Raw genomic sequence first — 17998 nt, forward strand, 5'->3', positions numbered from 1 at the left:
GCTTATACGTCTACTGTTTTTTCATCGGTACGAATGCTTTTAGCGACTTTTCCAACGCTCAGACCTTGTACCAAAATGGAGAATATCACCACCGCATAAGTGAGTGCCAATAAAATCTCTCGTTCAGCCCCGATCGGTAGCTGTAATACTAACGCGACTGAGATTCCTCCGCGTAAGCCGCCCCATGTCAGAACTTTCCATGCGCCTGTAGGCAAATCAAGCTGACGATGAAAGGTCTTGGTCGTCATGCCTACCACGATAAATCGAGCAGTCAGCGCAATTAAAATCGTCAAACCACTCGCAATAAATAAATTGCCTGAATAAGCAATCATCACCACTTCTAGACCGATAAGCACAAACAAAATGGCGTTTAAAATCTCGTCAATCAATTCCCAAAACAAATCAATATAATGCCGTGTCTTATCACTCATGGCTAGCTCGCGACCACGGTTACCGACCATCAGACCCATCATGACCATGGCGAGTGGCCCTGATAAATGCCAATGGCTGGCCAACGCGTAGCCACCGATGACGCCTGCTAATGTTAATAGCACTTCTTCTTGATAGCTATCAATGCTCTTGAGCAAGTAATACAAAATCGCACCAAGTACCAGTCCGAAAACAACGCCGCCACCAGCTTCAACCGCTAATGTATGTGCGACGTAGTTGGCAGTAGGAATATCACCGCTAGATAAAATCCCCAGCAGTAAGACAAAAATAACCACGCCGATACCATCATTGAACAATGACTCGCCAGCGATGACGGTCTCGATGCTCTTTGGAGCACCTGCTGACGACAGGATACCCATGACGGCAATAGGATCGGTAGGGGAGATAAGCGCACCAAACAACAGACACCAGAGAAACGGCAGGCCAAAACCGAATAATGGCAGCATAAAATAAATCGCGGTCGCAATGAGCATCGCCGATATGATCGTACCAAGTCCAGCAAGGATGCCGATAGGCAGCTTGTAGCGTCTTAAATCACCAATATTGACGTGTAATGCGCCTGCAAATAGCAACATTGACAGCATACCGTCTAAGAGCACTTCGGTAAAATCAAGTTGCTCCAATAAACTGACTTCGTAATCAATTAGCTGATCAAATCCTAAGAAGCCCAAAAATATCGCACCGATTGACAATAAGATAGAGATGACCATGACACCGATAGTTGTCGGCAAACCAATAAAACGGTGATTAATATAAGTTAGTGAAGCAGTAATCGACAAAAATATGGCGCTGATTTCTAGGATGGTAAGGCTGGTTGCAGATGCCATAAAAAGTAGGTCTCATATGAATATAAAAAGTATCTAAAGCGCAGGGCTTCTAGGGACGTTATAAGTGTTTTTAGCTATAGGTGTTGTGATTATAAGTAATGTGTTTATAAAGGCTGATATTGCTATTTATTTAAACAGTTAATTAGTCATGTCATTAACTAGACTGTGTCTGTAACGCTTGACGAATATCGGCTTCAAAATCACTCACGTAATTAAAATGCTTGTGCTGCGCATCGTTATCAAGAATAAACTGCTTGGCTTGTTCGCACATAGCGACCAAATCATCAACCAATTCTTGATAATTTAAATTCTCTTCACCAGCGCGCCGAATCAGATGCAATTCATGTAATAGCGTTTGCTGCTGTGCGCTGTTTACCCGTGCATAGTTCAGATTGACCATTGCCTGACATAATGCTTTTAAGACCATTAGATCAGCAGATGCATAACGACGTATCTCACCGAGTGATACATTGATAAAGTCAGAAATCTTTGGGATATGAGTGACTAGTGCCAATATGGCCAGTCGCTTCTCTTTGATGGTAGTTTCAGAGCTATCGTTAGTCTCTGATTGCGGTATGTGAAAATGATAAGGGCTTGGTGGCTGACGACGCATCATGATACTCAGACAGCTGGTTAGAGATTGGACGCAATTGACCGCAGTCTTTGGGTCATTGATACCAGGGGATAGTGCCCGTACAGCAATTTCCGTCATTTGACCTAAGCTATAGGCGATGTCGTTGGAGTGCGCTAATCGTTGCTCAAGTCGTAGGCAACCTGCAAGACGTTGCCAAAACAGTCCATTAGGCGCTCTCGGTATCACTGCCAGATGCGGTGTTGCTGTCTTCTGTTGGTTATTTGGATGAGACGCAGGCCGCTGATAAAAATAGCCAATGACGTTTTTGTCAGTAACGTAATTACCGAGGTTGACATGCATTTGTACCACGCCACCATAATCTTGTGACAGCGCAATCAATGACTCAAGATAAATCTGCTGTAGATAACCTGAATTTGGTGAATAAATCGGCATAGCAGGCCAGTTTTGGAACTGCTCGATATCATGGTGCTCAGCATCGCGTTGATGTTGAATATCACAACGATCGTTATACCAATAGTAAATGTTTGCAATCGCATCGTTGCTAGCATTTTGAATGACGTGTGACGCTTGAATGGCATGCACCATATGCTGTACAAAATAAACTAAAAGCAGCGCACAGATAATTGCCATGATAATGGCAAAAGTTACTGCCAATTGCGGCACACCAAAAGCCACGTCAGACTTATGGATAGACTTTAGTACCAGTAAGCTATAGCTAAATGTACCGATAAAAGCGCCAAGGACAAACTGATTTGGAGTGTCGGTCAAAAAGTTACGTAGCAGTCTTGGGCCAAACTGTGAGGATGCCATCGACAGGACGGCGATCGTAATCGAAAACGTCGTACCAGCTACGCCCAATACGGCACCAGCAATGGCGGTCATAATCGCGCGCGCAGCCTCGTCATCACCAGTAAAAGCAAAGGAGATCTCTTTTACCGTTTCACGATCAAAATGCTGATCAATTGCGACTAGCAAAGGAGCAAGTAAAATACCGACAATGACACAAGCAGTTGGAATAAACCAATAGGAGCCAATCAGCCATTGCCACAAGTTATTTAAACGATCAGGCAAGTCAGTCAGCGTTTGTATTGACCACAACTTAGTGAGCTGCTTAAGCCTGTTTTGACCTGCATTGATCGTACGTGTCCAGATGCTGTCTCCGTCATTTTTATTCACTGTGATGAGCCTTAGGGTTATCTGCTTCTGTAATAATAGCGTTTTTGTGCGTACGTCTAGTCATATCTGTCTCAGTATGACTATCACTAGTTCCTAGAGGTATGATGGCCTCATTGTCGTGATCGTCATATTCAATAGCGCTGTCTTTGTCATAAGCCATAGGCTCTAGATGCGGTGAGGCTTCAAGATTTGGAGCATTGCCGTCGTAAGCACTCTCACCATGTCTATCTAGATTATCATGTCGTTGTACATTTTCAGTGGCGGCAGAGGTTTTTCTAAATAATTTATGGTCATCGCCATGCTTACTAGTAGATTGTTTACGCGGTTCGCTATTGGCAAAGATAGCATTTAGCGGTAGATGCAGTTGCTGTTTGGCATACGCTTCAGTATTCTCAAAGCGTTTTACCAGTAAACTTAGCCAAGGCTTTTGACCTTCCAATTTCATCTCATCCAACTCGTCCTTGATAGGAAGTGGGTAGGGCAAGGTACGATAAAAGTCCCATAACGTCATCCTACTCAGGTCTCTTTTGAGCACATAGTCATCATCATCTGTCATGGTAATCAGATTGCTGTCTTGTAGGTAGTTGATATAGGTATACCATTTCGGCAGCTCTTTTCGACCTAAGACATTGCGCAGCGCTTGTTCGCTAACGGCTTCACCTTTTAAGTGATGGGTATAAACCAAGTTCAACATGTCTAACAAGCTGAGTAACGGGTGACGAGGGTAGACTTCTTCCGTCTCAAAAATGGTCAAGGTATAGCTAATTTCAACGCCTAATAAAATCAAATTCCACGACAGATAAATCCATAGTAGAAAGATAGGCAATGCAGCAAAAGCGCCATAAATCGCTTCGTAGCTGGTAAAGTTAGCCATCACTGTACCAAACAGATGCTTCATTAATTCAAAGACAATGGCCACAAACACGCCAGCGATGGCTGCGTTCTTTGCTGGTACGCGCGCCTTTGGAATAAACCAGTACATACCAATAAAGCCTGCCATCGTAATACCAATCGATGCCATTTGTACCCAAAAACTCCAGTCGATACCGTAGCCTGCAATTTGACGATTGAGAAAGCTCAGACTCTGTACAGTACTGGAAGCGATAAAAGCGGTGCCCAATACTAACGGCCCTAAAGTAACGATAGTCCAATAACGCAGCATGCTTTTGATGCCACCAGAGCGATCTTCTACTCGCCAAATCTGGTTAAACGCGCGCTCAATAGTGGTCAAGGTCATGATAGTCGTAAAGAATAAAATCATGGCACCGATGATGGTTAGATTGGATGACTTTTCGGCAAAGCTATTAATATACTCACTAACTTGCATGCTCGACTGCGGCAACAGATTGCTATAGATGACGTCATAAATCTGCGCTCTAACCGATGCGAGTGCTGGTACGGATGACAAAATCATCAGTAATACCGTTAATACAGGCACGATCGACAGCATAGTAGTGTATGTCAGTGAAGCCGCTTTTTGCTGGCAATTATCCTCAAAAAAATGCCGAGTCAAAAACCGTAAGAACTGAAACCAGCGCTGCTGTAAAAACGGAAGTTTTTGAGATAATTTTTCCATGTCGACCATTAAGCAAAAGTAAGAGTGACAATAGTGTAACAAAGATGAACGGTTATCATCTGCGGTTTAATTGTGTCAAAATGCACTACCTAGCACATCAGATACAATATAAGTCAGGTTATCAATCATGGTTATTTGCATGACAGTGAATGACTCGGGCATAATGTGCACATATTCTACAATGCCAGTTAGTCGTATATTTCGCCGCATTTTTGGTGGCCAGTACGACTAACGATTTTATAAGGAAGCTTTGCTAATGAGTCAGACCGACCCTTATGTTTTGGTGCTTTATTATTCTAATTACGGTACGACTAAGACATTAGCATATGCTATCGCTCAAGGTATTGAAGATGCTGGCATGACTGCGCGTATCCGTACGGTACCGACAGTGGCACCTGAAACCACGTCAAGCAAGCCTGCGATACCTGATGAAGGCGACTTGTACTGTACGATGGACGATCTAAAAGACTGTAGCGGTCTTGCGCTTGGTAGCCCGACGCATTTTGGTAATATGGCCGCACCCATGAAGTATTTTTGGGATAATACTGTGACCTTATGGCTGGCAGGGAACCTACAGAACAAGCCTGCATCAGTGTTTACGGCGACAGGTTCCATGCATGGCGGTCAAGAAACGACATTGTTGACGATGATGTTGCCGCTGATGCATCACGGTATGGTCATCGTAGGTGTGCCCTATGCAGAGCCAGCATTGAACCGTACTCATCGCGGTGGCACGCCTTATGGTGCCAGCCATGTCAGCGGAGCATCACATGATCAGCCAATATCTGCTGACGAGCGAGATTTGGGTATTGCGCAGGGTCGCCGTTTAGCGATTACTGCAGCTGCATTAGCACAGGCTAATTGGGGCCGATAAGCAACTTTTATAAACCTGCTGTCTAGAATCGTCTGAGTCTCAAAATCTATGATTGAATGCCTATAATCACTTGATTATAAGCAAGCACTAACTATTCATATTCAGCAGTATATTATTCATTTAGGAAATCAAAATATCTAATGGCCACAACCCGCTCTAATACAAAGCCTCTTAAAACGGTTAAGCCTATCGCACCTATTGCACAGCGCTTGAAGGTTACGTGGTTAATTTGGCTCGTTTATAGACTGCTCGGATTGCCTATTTTTATTAGTGTCTTTAATCCTAGTAGCCCTGATATTGTTGGCGGTATTGCTTGGCAGGCATTATGGCTAGTGCCCGCGTTGATTCTGACGCCATGGATATTGCGCGGTCGTTCACCTTATGCATTGTTGATAAGCAGTATGTTCACTCTGGTATATTTGGGCGCGAGTGGCGTGGTGCTGTTTACTCGTATATATGGCAGTAGTTGGGCAGAAATCGCCGTATACTTAGCGGACTTCTTACTATTGCTTGCTATCAATATTTGGCTATTTATTCTGCTTAAACGCCTGCCTTCGATGAACAACGTTGTGAAGAAACCTCGTCAATAATTGAGGTTATCTGAAGCCTAATAAGTTATACCTATCAATCTAAAGCCATAAAAAAGCGGCACTCCATCTGGGGCGCCGCTTTTTTGTTTATAACTTTCAAGATAAGTAGATTAGTTAATCTTAGTTAATTCTAAATCCATTTTCTTACCATCGTTAATTTGACTAACTTTAACTGGCATATAGTCCAAGCTTGGGGCTAACCAAAAGCTGGTAGAGCGGCTATCGTCATCGTGGACGCGGTCAACACGTACCGTATCAAAGGTACCTGCTGGTACGGTAATTTTAGTGCTGCCTGATTTTTTAAATGGCGTCTTCTCGATTTTGTCTTTTTTCGCCATGTAGTAGTTACCAGAGAATTTACCGTTCAATAAATCCTGACGAATCTGTACCTCAAGGCTCAAGTCATCAAAGGCTTGTTGCGACATATTCATAGTTGTCGACTTGCCTTTATAGTTACTGGTGACTTTTTTGCTGCTCGGGTTAAAGTCTAGTTTATGCGTGCGACCCATGCCAAGTAATTTGTAAGTGGTGCTTGCCTGCGTGGGACTGACATTGTTGCCATTAATCGTAAAAGTGCTGTTTTGTGAGGCGCTAGCCACACCAGCGACGCGAGCCTTAACGTTATATTTCCACATATTACCAGATTTGCTTAGCGTACGAGTTGCTGTGCCTTTGTATTTGTCCTCAACAGTAAAACTATAATCGGCAGTTGATGGTTGGACGGTTTTTGCGCTAGCAAGGGTAGGTGCGGTCATACTCAAAGCTCCAACGGTAGAGATACTGATGCCTGTTACTAAGGCAGATAAAAATTTAGATGGACTGCGTTTTGCGTTATTAGCATTATCAACATTGTCGCTTGATGACTTTTTGTGCATTGATGAAAAACTCATAGATACCCCTTCATTAATTTATTGCCGATATAGCAATTTTTCTCGTTCGTTCTTATTATGTTTACCCGACCTATAATGGTCATATACTGTTACATTTTCAAGCGTGGTGTCATACCGCTTCGTGTAGTGCTTGTAGCAAATGTTTCTATAGTTGATTTGGTATTGGTCAAAATATAAATTCAGCTCATTAATATTTTTAAATATTCCTACTTTTTGTTCTTCATTTGATTAGCATATTGGCCTTACTAAACGTAAAGCATCGATATGAGATGTTGGTTGATAAATTTTTGTAAAATAATCTTGTAAATTTTTGGGCTTTACACTTGAACCGAACTCACCTTGCCCCCACTTTTTGTTACAAGCTCAAGGCTTATCTATAAAGCGTTGTTTTTGGCAGTGTTCCCTATAGATACTGGTATTGAGACCATTAATTCAAATAAACCCTTAATTTTATTAACCAACTTTTGGAGTCATATCGATGAACATTCGTCCTTTACATGACCGTATTGTCGTCCGCCGCATAGAAGAAGAAACAAAGACTGCTGGTGGTATCTTGCTTCCTGGTTCAGCACAAGAGAAACCTTCACAAGGTGAAGTGCTTGCAGTTGGTAATGGTCAAGTTCGTGACAACGGTGAAACTCGTGCGTTAGATGTAAAAGCTGGCGACAAAGTTTTGTTCGGTCAATATGCTGGTCAAACCGTAAAGGTTGACGGTGAAGAACTATTGATTATGAAAGAGTCTGATGTATTGGGTGTGCTAGAAGGCTAGTCCTTTTGAGTATTATTTTATACTCAGCGCATTTTGATAGCAGTGTCTAATAATCGCTTTTGATAAGCAACTATCAAATCAATCAATTGTATTCTCATACTTATAATAGTGGAGTAATTTAACATGGCAAAAGACGTAAAATTCGGCATTGATGCCCGTAAACAAATGATGGACGGCGTAAACGTTCTAGCAAACGCAGTACGTGTAACACTAGGCCCTAAAGGTCGTAACGTTGTTATCGACAAATCATTTGGCGCACCTACCATCACTAAAGATGGTGTTTCAGTTGCCAAAGAAATCGAGCTAGAAAACAAATTTGAAAACATGGGTGCACAGTTGGTACGTGAAGTGGCTAGTCGCACTAATGATGTCGCTGGTGATGGTACAACCACTGCGACTGTATTGGCTCAGTCAATCCTACAAGAAGGCATGAAGTCAGTTGCTGCCGGCATGAACCCAATGGATCTTAAGCGCGGTATCGACAAAGCGGTACGTGAAGCGGTTAAAGAAATCCATAAACTATCAACGCCAGCTGACGATCACAAAGCAATCGCTCAAGTTGGTTCTATCTCTGCAAACTCAGACACCAAAATCGGTGAACTGATCTCGCAAGCGATGGAAAAAGTAGGCAAGCAAGGCGTTATCACTGTTGAAGAAGGTTCAAGCTTCGAAGATACCCTAGAAGTTGTAGAAGGTATGCAGTTTGACCGTGGTTATATCAGCCCATACTTCGCTAACAAGCAAGACAGCCTAACTGCTGAATTTGAAAACCCATATATCTTGCTAGTTGACAAAAAAATCAGCAACATCCGTGAAATCGTGCCATTACTTGAGCAAGTAATGCAGCAGAGCAAACCGTTGCTAATCATCGCTGAAGATGTAGAAAACGAAGCACTAGCGACACTAGTTGTAAACAACATGCGTGGCGGCTTGAAAACTTGTGCTGTTAAAGCACCAGGTTTTGGCGATCGTCGTAAAGCAATGCTAGAAGACATCGCAACGCTAACTGGCGGTACTGTAATCTCTGAAGAGATTGGCCTAAGCTTAGAGACTGCTACTCTAGAGCAACTTGGTACTGCTAAGAAAGTGACTGTCGGTAAAGAAAACACGGTTATCGTTGATGGCGCTGGTAACAAAGCTGACATCGAGAACCGTGTTGAGTCTATCAACCGTCAAATTGAAGAGTCTACTTCTGACTATGACAAAGAAAAGCTACAAGAGCGTGTTGCTAAACTAGCAGGCGGCGTAGCAGTGATCAAAGTCGGCGCAGCAACTGAAACTGAAATGAAAGAGAAGAAAGACCGTGTTGACGATGCGCTACATGCAACTCGTGCAGCGGTTGAAGAAGGCGTTGTACCTGGCGGCGGTGTTGCCTTAGTTCGTGCGATGAATGCATTGTCTGAACTACGCGGTGACAACGACGACCAAAACGCTGGTATGAACATCCTACGTCGCGCGATGGAAGCACCACTACGTCAAATCGTAACCAACGCTGGCGAAGAAGCTTCAGTTGTGGTCAACGAAGTGAAGAGTGGTAGTGGTAACTACGGTTACAACGCAGCGACTGGCGAATATGGCGATATGCTAGAGATGGGTATCCTTGATCCAGCTAAAGTTGCTCGCTCAGCACTAGAAAATGCAGCATCTGTTGCAGGCTTAATGCTAACGACTGAAGTTATGATCACTGACTTACCGCAAGGTGATGACGGTATGGCTGCTATGGGCGGCGGTGCTGGAATGGGCGGTATGGGTGGAATGGGCGGCATGATGTAATTTTACTTCTGCTGCAAAGCGATTTATCTTTGTCAGATACGCTCAATGTATAACAAGTACTATTTTTGCTTATCTTCGATAAATCCGCTTTCGCTAAAAGTATGATTTTGTCATAAAGTCTATTTGACTATTAAAAGCTCTGTTATCGAAAGATAGCAGGGCTTTTTTATGCTCGATAATAAAGTTATGTAATCATTCAAATTAACCAGCTATTTATAATTATCTTAATGCACTTAACGTAAGTGAAGACCGTGCTCGACGTTGCTCATTAGTATAGAAGAATCTCACACAAAAATAGGTAAAGTCGTCTTATTGATTACCTTTCTTACCGATAAATGAGTGTGAATGTCTTTTACGCTAGCAAGCTTGTGCAGCTTACGGGTGAACCGCTCATAACCATCGAGATTGGGGCTTACCACTTCTAATAAATAATCATAAGAACCCGATACCACATGTCCATTAATCACCTCGTCCATATTGGACAGAGCGCGTTCGAAGGCTGCGATAGATTTTTCTTGGTGGCTGTTCAGACTGACCTCCACAAAGAAACTCATCGCAATACCCGCTTTGGCTTTGTTTACGTTTGCTTGATAGTTCTCTATATAGCCTTCGTCCTCCAAACGTTTGAGGCGTCGCGCGCAAGGAGAAGGCGACAGCCCTATACGTTCGGACAATTCCGCCGTAGATAAGCGCGCTTCTTTTTGGAGCACTTCCAAGATATGGCGATCGATTTTGTCCATAATTTACCTTTTGGCTTTTTAAGCCAATAATTTTGATTTGGTTAGCATTATCCATCAAATATTTGCAAAATTGCAATGAATAAATAGAGATAAAAGCGCGTATTTTAATCGATAATTGGTCTTTGTATAGCAGCATAAGACACGACTATGAATACGATATTCCATCCCTCATCGCGCAAAAATCCTTTGTTTATAATGTCGCCACTAACCAAAGGCTACATAGCGATGAGCGTCGTTTTATTGATTTGGTCAGGATTTGCGTTGACTGTACGAGCGGTTAGTACATCGTCGCTAAGTATTGCGGATGTCATGCTCATTCGCTTCAGTGTACCGCTGGTCTTATTGACTCCTTGGGTACTCTCTAGTTGGCATGAAGTCAAAAATATAAGACTGCCAGATATCATGTTCGTTTTACTTGGTGGCGTGCCTTTTCTTTTATTAGCCGCTTTTGGTGCAAGTACGGTACCAGCAGCTTATGTTGGTACTATTTTGACAGGTACGCCAGTCTTCTTTGCCGCAATATTGTCTTTTATTTTTTATCGTCAGCGAATATCATTGAGGAAATTTGCCGCATTAATCCTTATTCTCTTTGGTATCGCTACTATGATTGGCGGGCGTGCACAGTCAATACCTAATAGTCTTCTGTACGGTGTGGCGTTATTGTTGATGGCAAGCCTGATTTGGGCGGGTTATACCTTAGGGTTAAAAAGCACCAAGTTGAGTCCAATAGCTATCGCTATCGTACTTTCTTATACCTCGTTCTTTCTGACATTAGTGATGGTTCTGTCTGGTATCGTAGAGACCAATATAGGTTCTGTATCTTTTGATGAAGCGCTTCCGTTTATCCTAGTACAAGGACTTGGTGTAGGGGTGGTATCAACCATTGCGTTTTCTTATGCAGTCAAACAGCTGGGCTCCATTCGTACTTTATTACTTGGCTCTTTGTCCCCAGGATTAACCGCTATACTGGCTACGCTGATACTCAATGAGTCTTTATCAGTCATTATGATATGCGGCATCGTACTCAGTACCATTGGTGTCATCTTGTCCAATCGAGCGAAATAAACTAATTAAGGAAGTATCATGATGTTAGATAATATGCCTGTTATCAATGGTGATCCACTATGGGCATTATTAGGTAGGTTTCGCGCTGACCAGCGTAAACATAAAATAGATCTATTGGTTGGTGTCTATCGAGACGAGCATGGCAATACACCTCTGATGAAAACCGTGCAAGACGCAGAAATGCATCTTGCTCATGAAGCTCATTCGAAGGCTTATGGTATGTTATCGGGTAACGCTAGTTTTAACCAGCAAATGGCAAAGTTTGTACTGGGCGACAGTCCAAGTCTAAAAGACCAGTGCACGATTCAGACGGTTGGGGCATCAGGGGCGCTACGACTCATTGCTGATTTAATCGCTATACTCTCCCCAGATTCAACCGTTTGGATCAGTAACCCTGGCTATATCAATCATCGTCCGCTGATGGAAGGTGCTGGGTTAACGGTTAATACGTATCCTTGGCAAAATAAATATGGCCAGTTAGACATTGATGCGTGTTTTGCCGCGCTAGAAAAAGCAAAAGAAGGAGACGTGCTGTTATTACATGCGTGCTGCCATAATCCTACCGGTATAGATCCTTCTTTAGAGCAGTGGCAACTGTTTTCTGATAAATGTAAACAGAAAAATATTGTCCCGTTTATTGATATGGCGTATCAAGGTTTTGGAGATGATCCTGATACCGATGCTGCAGGTCTTCGTCTAATCATTGAAGACGCTGATTTTGCATTTATCGCCGCTAGCTGTTCAAAAAATATGGGTCTATACAATGAGCGGACGGGTATTGCCACGGTGGTAACGACGAACCATGAGCGTCACGCAGATATACAGACACTTTTAGAAACCATCACACGCGCCAACTACTCTATGCCGCCCAATCACGGTGCTGCAGTTGCTTCTTATTTACTAGACAAACCAGACGATTGGCTAGTAGAGCTGGCAAGCTACCGCGATAGGGTAGATACTATTCGCCAAGCATTAGGCACAGTATTAAAAGATAGAGGTGCACCTGCAGAGTTTTCGGACATCTCGCAACAAAAAGGCATGTTTTCTCTATTGCCGCTAACAGAAAATCAAATGCTGTTATTGCAAGATGAGTTCGCTATCTACGGTATGCCAAATGGTAGAATCAATATTGCCGGTTTGAAAATGATGGAAATCCCTCAACTGGCTGACGCTATCATGTCGATTATTTCACGTTAGATAATAATTTTTATCGTTCAGTGCAATGGTTTTATGCATTAATCGCCACAGCAAAAAGGACACGACTATTTATACTTTATATTGGGATAAGGGTGGCGCCAATATGGCTAGCCATGCTGTCTTTGAAGAGTTAGGCGCGTCTTATGAAATGATAGAAATAGACCTGTCTAAAAACATGCAAAAATCAGCTGAATATCTTGCCATTAATCCAAATGGCAAGGTACCTACGTTGGTGCATCAGGGGCAGGTTATTTATGAGTCTGCTGCAATTTTAATGTATGTGTTAGATCAACATCCAGAGTCTGGGCTAGCACCTGACACAGGATGCCCTAGGCGCGGTGTCTATTACCGGTATTTGTTTTGGATGTCTTCTACACTACAAGAAGCCGCTAATCACTGGGCACATCCCGAGCAGTACATCAACGGCGAGCACAATTTGCAACAAGTGAAAGATAAAGCGAATGATGTGCTAACCCACTGCTGGGGTATTGTTGAAAAGGGATTAGCAAATAATGGTCCATGGTTGTTGGGCGATAAATTAAGTGGGGCTGATTTTCATTTATTTATGATTGCTCATTGGAGTCAGCGATATGCGAGTCGAGCACAGGATTGGACACACCTAAATGCACACTATCAAGCCATGCTAAACCGCGCCTCGATAAAGGAAATGATGGCACAAGAAGGATTGTTGTGATCTGTTCATATGTTCAACTAAAGGATATCTGATGATTGGGCTAGAAGCACTGAATGCAATGCTTCTAGTGACTGTAGTAAATGTATTTTTATATCAAGCTACTGGCTTGATTCATCTCGTCTAAACGTCCACGTCTTATTATCGGACGCTTCTTCACAGTAATAATATTCTGCCAAATTAAACTGCTTTAGCTGCTCAGTATTGGTCAGCTTATTATCAGCAGCATATTTGACCATTAGTCCACGGGCTTTTTTGGCATAAAAGGTAATCACTTTATATTGACCATTTTCTCACCTTTCTCGATGAAACGCGTTTCGCTAAAAGTATAATTTTGTCATAAAGTCTATTTGACTACTAAAAGCTCTTTATCGAAAGATAGCAGGGCTTTTTTTGCGTCTAACTTTAATAGTGAGTTTCTTTTAACATGTATTACTATATATGCTATTATTTGAATATATAATGGAATGACACTTTACTTAAAAGGAGTTTGGACACGTGTTGCGGGTCAGAATTCGCAAATTATCGTGTGCCATTTAATGTGATAACGATGAAAAAAATTAGGCTTGGAATATTTATAGAAGATGAAACATTGGCATGGCACAAATTTATGCCATTAAAATCTCTAGTAGATGAAGGTATAGTTGAGGTTTGTATTGCTATCCAACGAAGTGCAGAACACCAAGCTAATCCCTCTCATATATCCAAGATTATACCGTCTATCAATCAAAAGTTATTTTCTATTCTTTCTCACGCTAAAAAGACTACCAAGCGTTATTCTATTCATGATTTAGTCCCAAATGGCAAAATGCCTGTCGTTACATCAATACCAAGACAGGATAAATCCAATGATGAAATTGAAGACTCAGTGATTAAGAGACTGCAGGCAACAGATTTAGATTACCTACTGAGTATGGATTTTCGAGACTTAATAGGGAAAGCGCTAGGCGTTACGAAGCATGGCATTCTCTTACTTCATTATGGTGATGAAAGAATACAGCGAGGCGGGCCTGCGTTGTATTGGCAATTTGCTGAGCAATGGGAAAATAGTGTCGTGACGCTGCAATTATTGAATAAGGACCATGATGTACACAAAGTGGTAGGTAGAGGTTATGGCAGTTTGTTTTACTGGGACTATAATTTGACGGAGGATAAGTTAAAAGGGGTTGCAGCATCAATACTGTATTGGTACTTCCGTAAAAATAAAATTGGCGTCGAGAGTGGAGATTTTATTAATTTAATTAACGATCGCACACTTTATGAAACGCCTCCACAGTTAACGGCCATACGACATTTGCAGAATTTTCTAAAAAACTACATGATAAAAAGATTTTATAAAAGACTTTATCTAAACAACTGGAGTATTTTTATTGGTTCTACTGATCAGCCGATACAAACATACACGGAGATACTACCTGAAAAGGGATGTTTTTGGGCCGATCCTTTTTATATTGAACACGACTCAAGACGTTACATATTTTTTGAAAGCTTGAACTACAAAGAGAATATTGGTCGAATAGAGTGGATAGAGCTGAATGGAAGCCATCAAGTTATTGGTTCAGGACAAGCTGATTTGGGTATTAGCACGCACTTAAGCTTTCCCAATGTATTCGAGTATGAAGATGCTGTCTATATGATTCCAGAGGCTGCAAAAACCAATTGTATTAGCTTATTAAAAGCGACAGATTTTCCGTATAAGTGGGAAAAAGTTCATGAGTTAGTTTCAGACGTTCAGGCCGTGGATAGCGCCGTGATTGAGCATAATGGATTATGGTATCTTTTCACAACTCACGGTTCAATTTCAGCATTTACTATGGATTTAGAGCTGTATATTTATACCTCTGACAAGCTGCAAGTAGATAATTGGAGTATTCATCCCTCGGCGCCTCTAAAGATTGATGTGCGTGGATCGCGATTAGCAGGCGCATTATTCCAAAAAAACGGTCAGCTCTTTCGTACTGCTCAGGATGGCACTCTTAGATATGGGCGTAGGGTCGCTCTATATCTAGTAGAAGAGTTGACACCGACCTCTTATAAAGAAACCTTTGTACGTTATATTGAGCCGAATTGGGAGACTGACATTGATCGTCTCCATACCTATAATGTTTATAATGAAACAGTAGTACTGGATGTTTCAAGGGATAAGTTGCGTTTTAGAGTATAGGACCTAAAATTTTTAGTGGTTGGAGAATAAGAAACCCATCATAAGTTTCGGCTTATGATGGGTTTTTTATAATTTTGACTCGTATTATATCAAGCTACTGATCCGCCGCATCTCTTCTAAACGTCCAAGTCTTATCATCAGACGCGTCTTCACAGTAATAATATCCTGCCAAGTCAAACTGCTTTAGCTGCTCAGCATTGGTCAGCTTGTTATCTGCTGCATATTTCACCATTAGTCCACGTGCTTTTTTGGCATAAAAGCCAATCACTTTATATTGACCATTTTTCTCGTCTTCAAATCGTGGCGTAATGATATCTGCCTTCAGTGCTTTTTTCTTTACCGCCTTAAAGTATTCATTGGAAGCTAAATTAACCAATGTTTTGTCATCGCTGTCAGCCATACGCGCATTGATAACGTTAGTCACTTCCTCACCCCAAAATTCATAAAGATTGTCACCGCGCTCATTTTTTAGCTTGGTGCCCATCTCTAAACGATATGGCTGGATCAGATCTAGTGGCTTTAGTACTCCATACAATCCAGACAAAATGCCTAAATGCTCATTGACATAAGTAGCGGTATCTTTGTCCATATGATACATATCAAGTCCAGTATAGACATCACCATCGAATAAATAGCCTGCAGGCTTGGCGGCATTATCAGAGGCATCATTGGTAAATGGTTGCTCTTCACTCCAATGCCATTGTTGATTGCGCGTGGCGTTAAGCTGAGCCAAATCGTCAGATATACTCATCAATTCTTGGAGGTCAACAGGCTCTTTTGACTTCAGTACTTTCATCAGTTCTTGTGAGCGTTCGATTAGTTCGGGCTGACTATAATAGTTGCCTAAACTTAATGGTATAGCATCTGTTTCGTTCAGGGATTTTGCAGGGGAGAGCAAAAAATACATGGTTATTCCTTATTATAATGAATCGATGACGAGTTTTTTTAAGTGTCAAGTATTCTTATTATACGGTATGCATGGGTGGAACTTGACTTCACCTTGCTTATTTTATGTTTATTGACGTTATTTGTTTAATAAAAGAACGGATTTAACATTAGGGAATAAATGGAGTCAGGCCTGTACCTATAAGGGCTAAGCGTGTTTCAGAAAAATAAAAGGCTTTAATATACCAACAAAAAGTATGCCAATGGTGTAAATACCTAAATTTTTATTTTACTTGTGGGTCATCATTAGACAATGAAACTTGACGAACGATATCTCTATAATAAAAAGGCATGATGGTAAAGTAGCTATCATTTATTAAATTGATAACCTTTGGTCGCTGTAATGGATTAATCATGATCAATGGGTTTTGTCCCCTGTGCTTTTTAGATGTGCGTTGAGGGTATTAAAGGTAGTCGTGAGACGTAAATATAGTCATTGGACGTAAGTAAGGAGACGGTATGAAAATCGGTGTAATCAGTGCAAATATCACGAGCGAGAGCCGTGTAGCCATAACCCCAGACGCAGTCAAAAAATTGCGTAAACTTGGGTTTGAAGTCGTCGTTCAGTCAGGTGCAGGCCAAGCAGCATACTATGCTGATGAGTTGTATCAGGCTGCCGGTGCCGACATTGCCAGTAGTCGTACCGAGGTGATTACCCAGTCTAAGATTATTACCACCGTCAATGACCTACCAGCGGAAGCTACTGAAAGCTTATCGTATGGTCAGATCGTCATTGGCATGCTCGACCCGTATCGCAACACTCAGCTTGATACTTATGCAGCCAAAGGCGCGACAGTCTTTGCGATGGAGTTATTGCCTCGTACACTGTCACGCGCACAGAATATGGACGTATTGTCGTCACAAGCCAACCTTGCTGGTTATAAAGCAGTATTGCTCGCGGCCAATGAGTATTCACGTCCTTTCCCGATGTTTATGACGTCGGCGGGTACGGTTAAGCCAGCCAAAGTCGTTATCTTAGGTGTTGGTGTTGCAGGTTTACAAGCAATTGCGACAGCCAAGCGTTTGGGTGCAGTGGTAGAAGCCAGTGACTTACGTCCGACCGCTCGTGAGCAAGTAGAATCACTCGGTGGTAAATGGCTTGATGTGCCGATGAGCGCAGAGGAGGCTGAAACAGCTAAGTCTACCGGTGGTTATGCATGGACGCCATCAGAGCAATATGTCAAAGATCAAGCGGCTGTCGTGGACAAAGCGCTCAGCAACGCTGACATCGTTATTACTACGGCGCAGATTCCTGGCCGTAACGCACCGCGTCTGGTACATGGTGCAACGCTTGCCAAAATGAAGGCAGGTTCCATACTGATCGATATGGCTGCTGGTACCGGTGGTAACGTCGAAGGCAGCGTGCCTAACGAAACCATCACCACAGACAACGGCGTACGTATCGTTGGTGCCGCCAATATCCCTTCACAGCTAGCCGCACAGTCTTCAGATTTGTATGCCAATAACCTTGTTAACTTTATTACGACATTGATTGCACCTGCTGGCGATGACGCATCAGCTAGCTTGGCACTTAACTTAGACATGGAAGACGAAATTCAGGGCGCACTGGCAGTGACACATGACAGTCAGGTACGACTAGCCAAACGCTAGTTTGAACAGTCTATTACCACATGTTTTGTCACTACACATTTGCCAGTAATGAATAAATTTTTAGG

Annotated in this window: 15 protein-coding genes and 1 pseudogene; 9 read left to right on the top strand and 7 right to left on the bottom strand. The window is 42.3% G+C overall.

From position 1 onward, the window contains the following. Nucleotides 1–2 precede the first annotated feature (2 nt). From IEE84_RS03005 to IEE84_RS03015, 3 genes are all read right to left on the bottom strand, one after another. Nucleotides 3–1277, bottom strand: a complete 1275-nt coding sequence (locus IEE84_RS03005; protein ID WP_191114805.1) for a cation:proton antiporter — start codon at nucleotides 1275–1277, stop codon at nucleotides 3–5. Nucleotides 1278–1431: 154 nt separating this feature from the next. After that, nucleotides 1432–3048 carry a DUF2254 domain-containing protein gene (locus tag IEE84_RS03010; protein ID WP_224737863.1) on the bottom strand — a complete coding sequence of 539 codons (1617 nt, stop codon included), beginning with the start codon at nucleotides 3046–3048 and terminating at the stop codon, nucleotides 1432–1434. Next, nucleotides 3041–4624: a YihY/virulence factor BrkB family protein gene (locus IEE84_RS03015; RefSeq protein ID WP_191114806.1), complete on the bottom strand. Its 1584-nt coding sequence runs from the start codon at nucleotides 4622–4624 to the stop codon at nucleotides 3041–3043. Before IEE84_RS03015 ends, IEE84_RS03010 begins: the two co-directional genes overlap by 8 nt. A 256-nt stretch (nucleotides 4625–4880) precedes the next feature. Here IEE84_RS03015 and wrbA point away from each other — a divergent pair, with 256 nt between their 5' ends. Continuing rightward, a complete protein-coding gene (gene wrbA / locus IEE84_RS03020; RefSeq protein ID WP_057758854.1) occupies nucleotides 4881–5498 on the top strand; it encodes an NAD(P)H:quinone oxidoreductase in 618 nt (205 codons plus the stop codon). Nucleotides 5499–5638: 140 nt separating this feature from the next. Continuing rightward, on the top strand, nucleotides 5639–6088 hold the full coding sequence (locus IEE84_RS03025; RefSeq protein ID WP_191114807.1) for a hypothetical protein: 450 nt from the start codon (nucleotides 5639–5641) through the stop codon (nucleotides 6086–6088). Nucleotides 6089–6198: 110 nt separating this feature from the next. On the opposite strand, the gene IEE84_RS03030 is transcribed toward IEE84_RS03025, so the two are convergent. Beyond that, on the bottom strand, nucleotides 6199–6978 hold the full coding sequence (locus tag IEE84_RS03030; protein ID WP_191114808.1) for a DUF3108 domain-containing protein: 780 nt from the start codon (nucleotides 6976–6978) through the stop codon (nucleotides 6199–6201). A 478-nt stretch (nucleotides 6979–7456) separates the two neighbouring features. Here IEE84_RS03030 and groES point away from each other — a divergent pair, with 478 nt between their 5' ends. Together groES and groL are read left to right on the top strand one after the other, a co-directional pair. After that, nucleotides 7457–7747 (top strand): co-chaperone GroES, encoded by a 291-nt coding sequence (gene groES, locus IEE84_RS03035; RefSeq protein ID WP_057758860.1) that lies wholly within the window; start codon nucleotides 7457–7459, stop codon nucleotides 7745–7747. Between the two features lie 123 nt (nucleotides 7748–7870). After that, complete coding sequence (gene groL / locus IEE84_RS03040) at nucleotides 7871–9520, top strand: chaperonin GroEL (protein ID WP_101204842.1); 1650 nt, start codon at nucleotides 7871–7873, stop codon at nucleotides 9518–9520. A 284-nt stretch (nucleotides 9521–9804) separates the two neighbouring features. On the opposite strand, the gene IEE84_RS03045 is transcribed toward groL, so the two are convergent. Beyond that, nucleotides 9805–10260 carry an Lrp/AsnC family transcriptional regulator gene (locus IEE84_RS03045; protein WP_165598234.1) on the bottom strand — a complete coding sequence of 152 codons (456 nt, stop codon included), beginning with the start codon at nucleotides 10258–10260 and terminating at the stop codon, nucleotides 9805–9807. A 147-nt stretch (nucleotides 10261–10407) separates the two neighbouring features. Between IEE84_RS03045 and IEE84_RS03050 the strand changes: the two genes are divergently transcribed. From IEE84_RS03050 to IEE84_RS03060, 3 genes are all read left to right on the top strand, one after another. After that, complete coding sequence (locus IEE84_RS03050) at nucleotides 10408–11325, top strand: DMT family transporter (RefSeq protein WP_224737865.1); 918 nt, start codon at nucleotides 10408–10410, stop codon at nucleotides 11323–11325. Between the two features lie 18 nt (nucleotides 11326–11343). Further along, nucleotides 11344–12522, top strand: coding sequence for an amino acid aminotransferase (locus tag IEE84_RS03055; RefSeq protein ID WP_224737867.1), 1179 nt, complete (start codon nucleotides 11344–11346; stop codon nucleotides 12520–12522). Nucleotides 12523–12625: 103 nt separating this feature from the next. Next, nucleotides 12626–13216: a glutathione S-transferase family protein gene (locus tag IEE84_RS03060; RefSeq protein WP_267442913.1), complete on the top strand. Its 591-nt coding sequence runs from the start codon at nucleotides 12626–12628 to the stop codon at nucleotides 13214–13216. Between the two features lie 98 nt (nucleotides 13217–13314). On the opposite strand, the pseudogene yaaA (IEE84_RS03065) reads toward IEE84_RS03060, so the two are convergent. Further along, nucleotides 13315–13506 (bottom strand): annotated as a pseudogene (yaaA, locus tag IEE84_RS03065) (peroxide stress protein YaaA); the annotation flags it as partial. Nucleotides 13507–13763: 257 nt separating this feature from the next. Between yaaA (IEE84_RS03065) and IEE84_RS03070 the strand changes: the two are divergent. Continuing rightward, complete coding sequence (locus IEE84_RS03070; RefSeq protein ID WP_191114810.1) at nucleotides 13764–15377, top strand: glucosamine inositolphosphorylceramide transferase family protein; 1614 nt, start codon at nucleotides 13764–13766, stop codon at nucleotides 15375–15377. Nucleotides 15378–15471: 94 nt separating this feature from the next. On the opposite strand, the gene yaaA (IEE84_RS03075) is transcribed toward IEE84_RS03070, so the two are convergent. Further along, a complete protein-coding gene (yaaA, locus tag IEE84_RS03075) occupies nucleotides 15472–16284 on the bottom strand; it encodes a peroxide stress protein YaaA (protein ID WP_191114811.1) in 813 nt (270 codons plus the stop codon). A 497-nt stretch (nucleotides 16285–16781) separates the two neighbouring features. On the opposite strand from yaaA (IEE84_RS03075), the gene IEE84_RS03080 reads away from it, so the two are divergent. After that, nucleotides 16782–17933, top strand: coding sequence for a Re/Si-specific NAD(P)(+) transhydrogenase subunit alpha (locus tag IEE84_RS03080; RefSeq protein WP_191114812.1), 1152 nt, complete (start codon nucleotides 16782–16784; stop codon nucleotides 17931–17933). The last annotated feature ends 65 nt before the right edge of the window (nucleotides 17934–17998 follow it).

The sequence above is a fragment of the Psychrobacter sp. 28M-43 genome (assembly GCF_014770435.1).
Lineage (GTDB): Bacteria > Pseudomonadota > Gammaproteobacteria > Pseudomonadales > Moraxellaceae > Psychrobacter.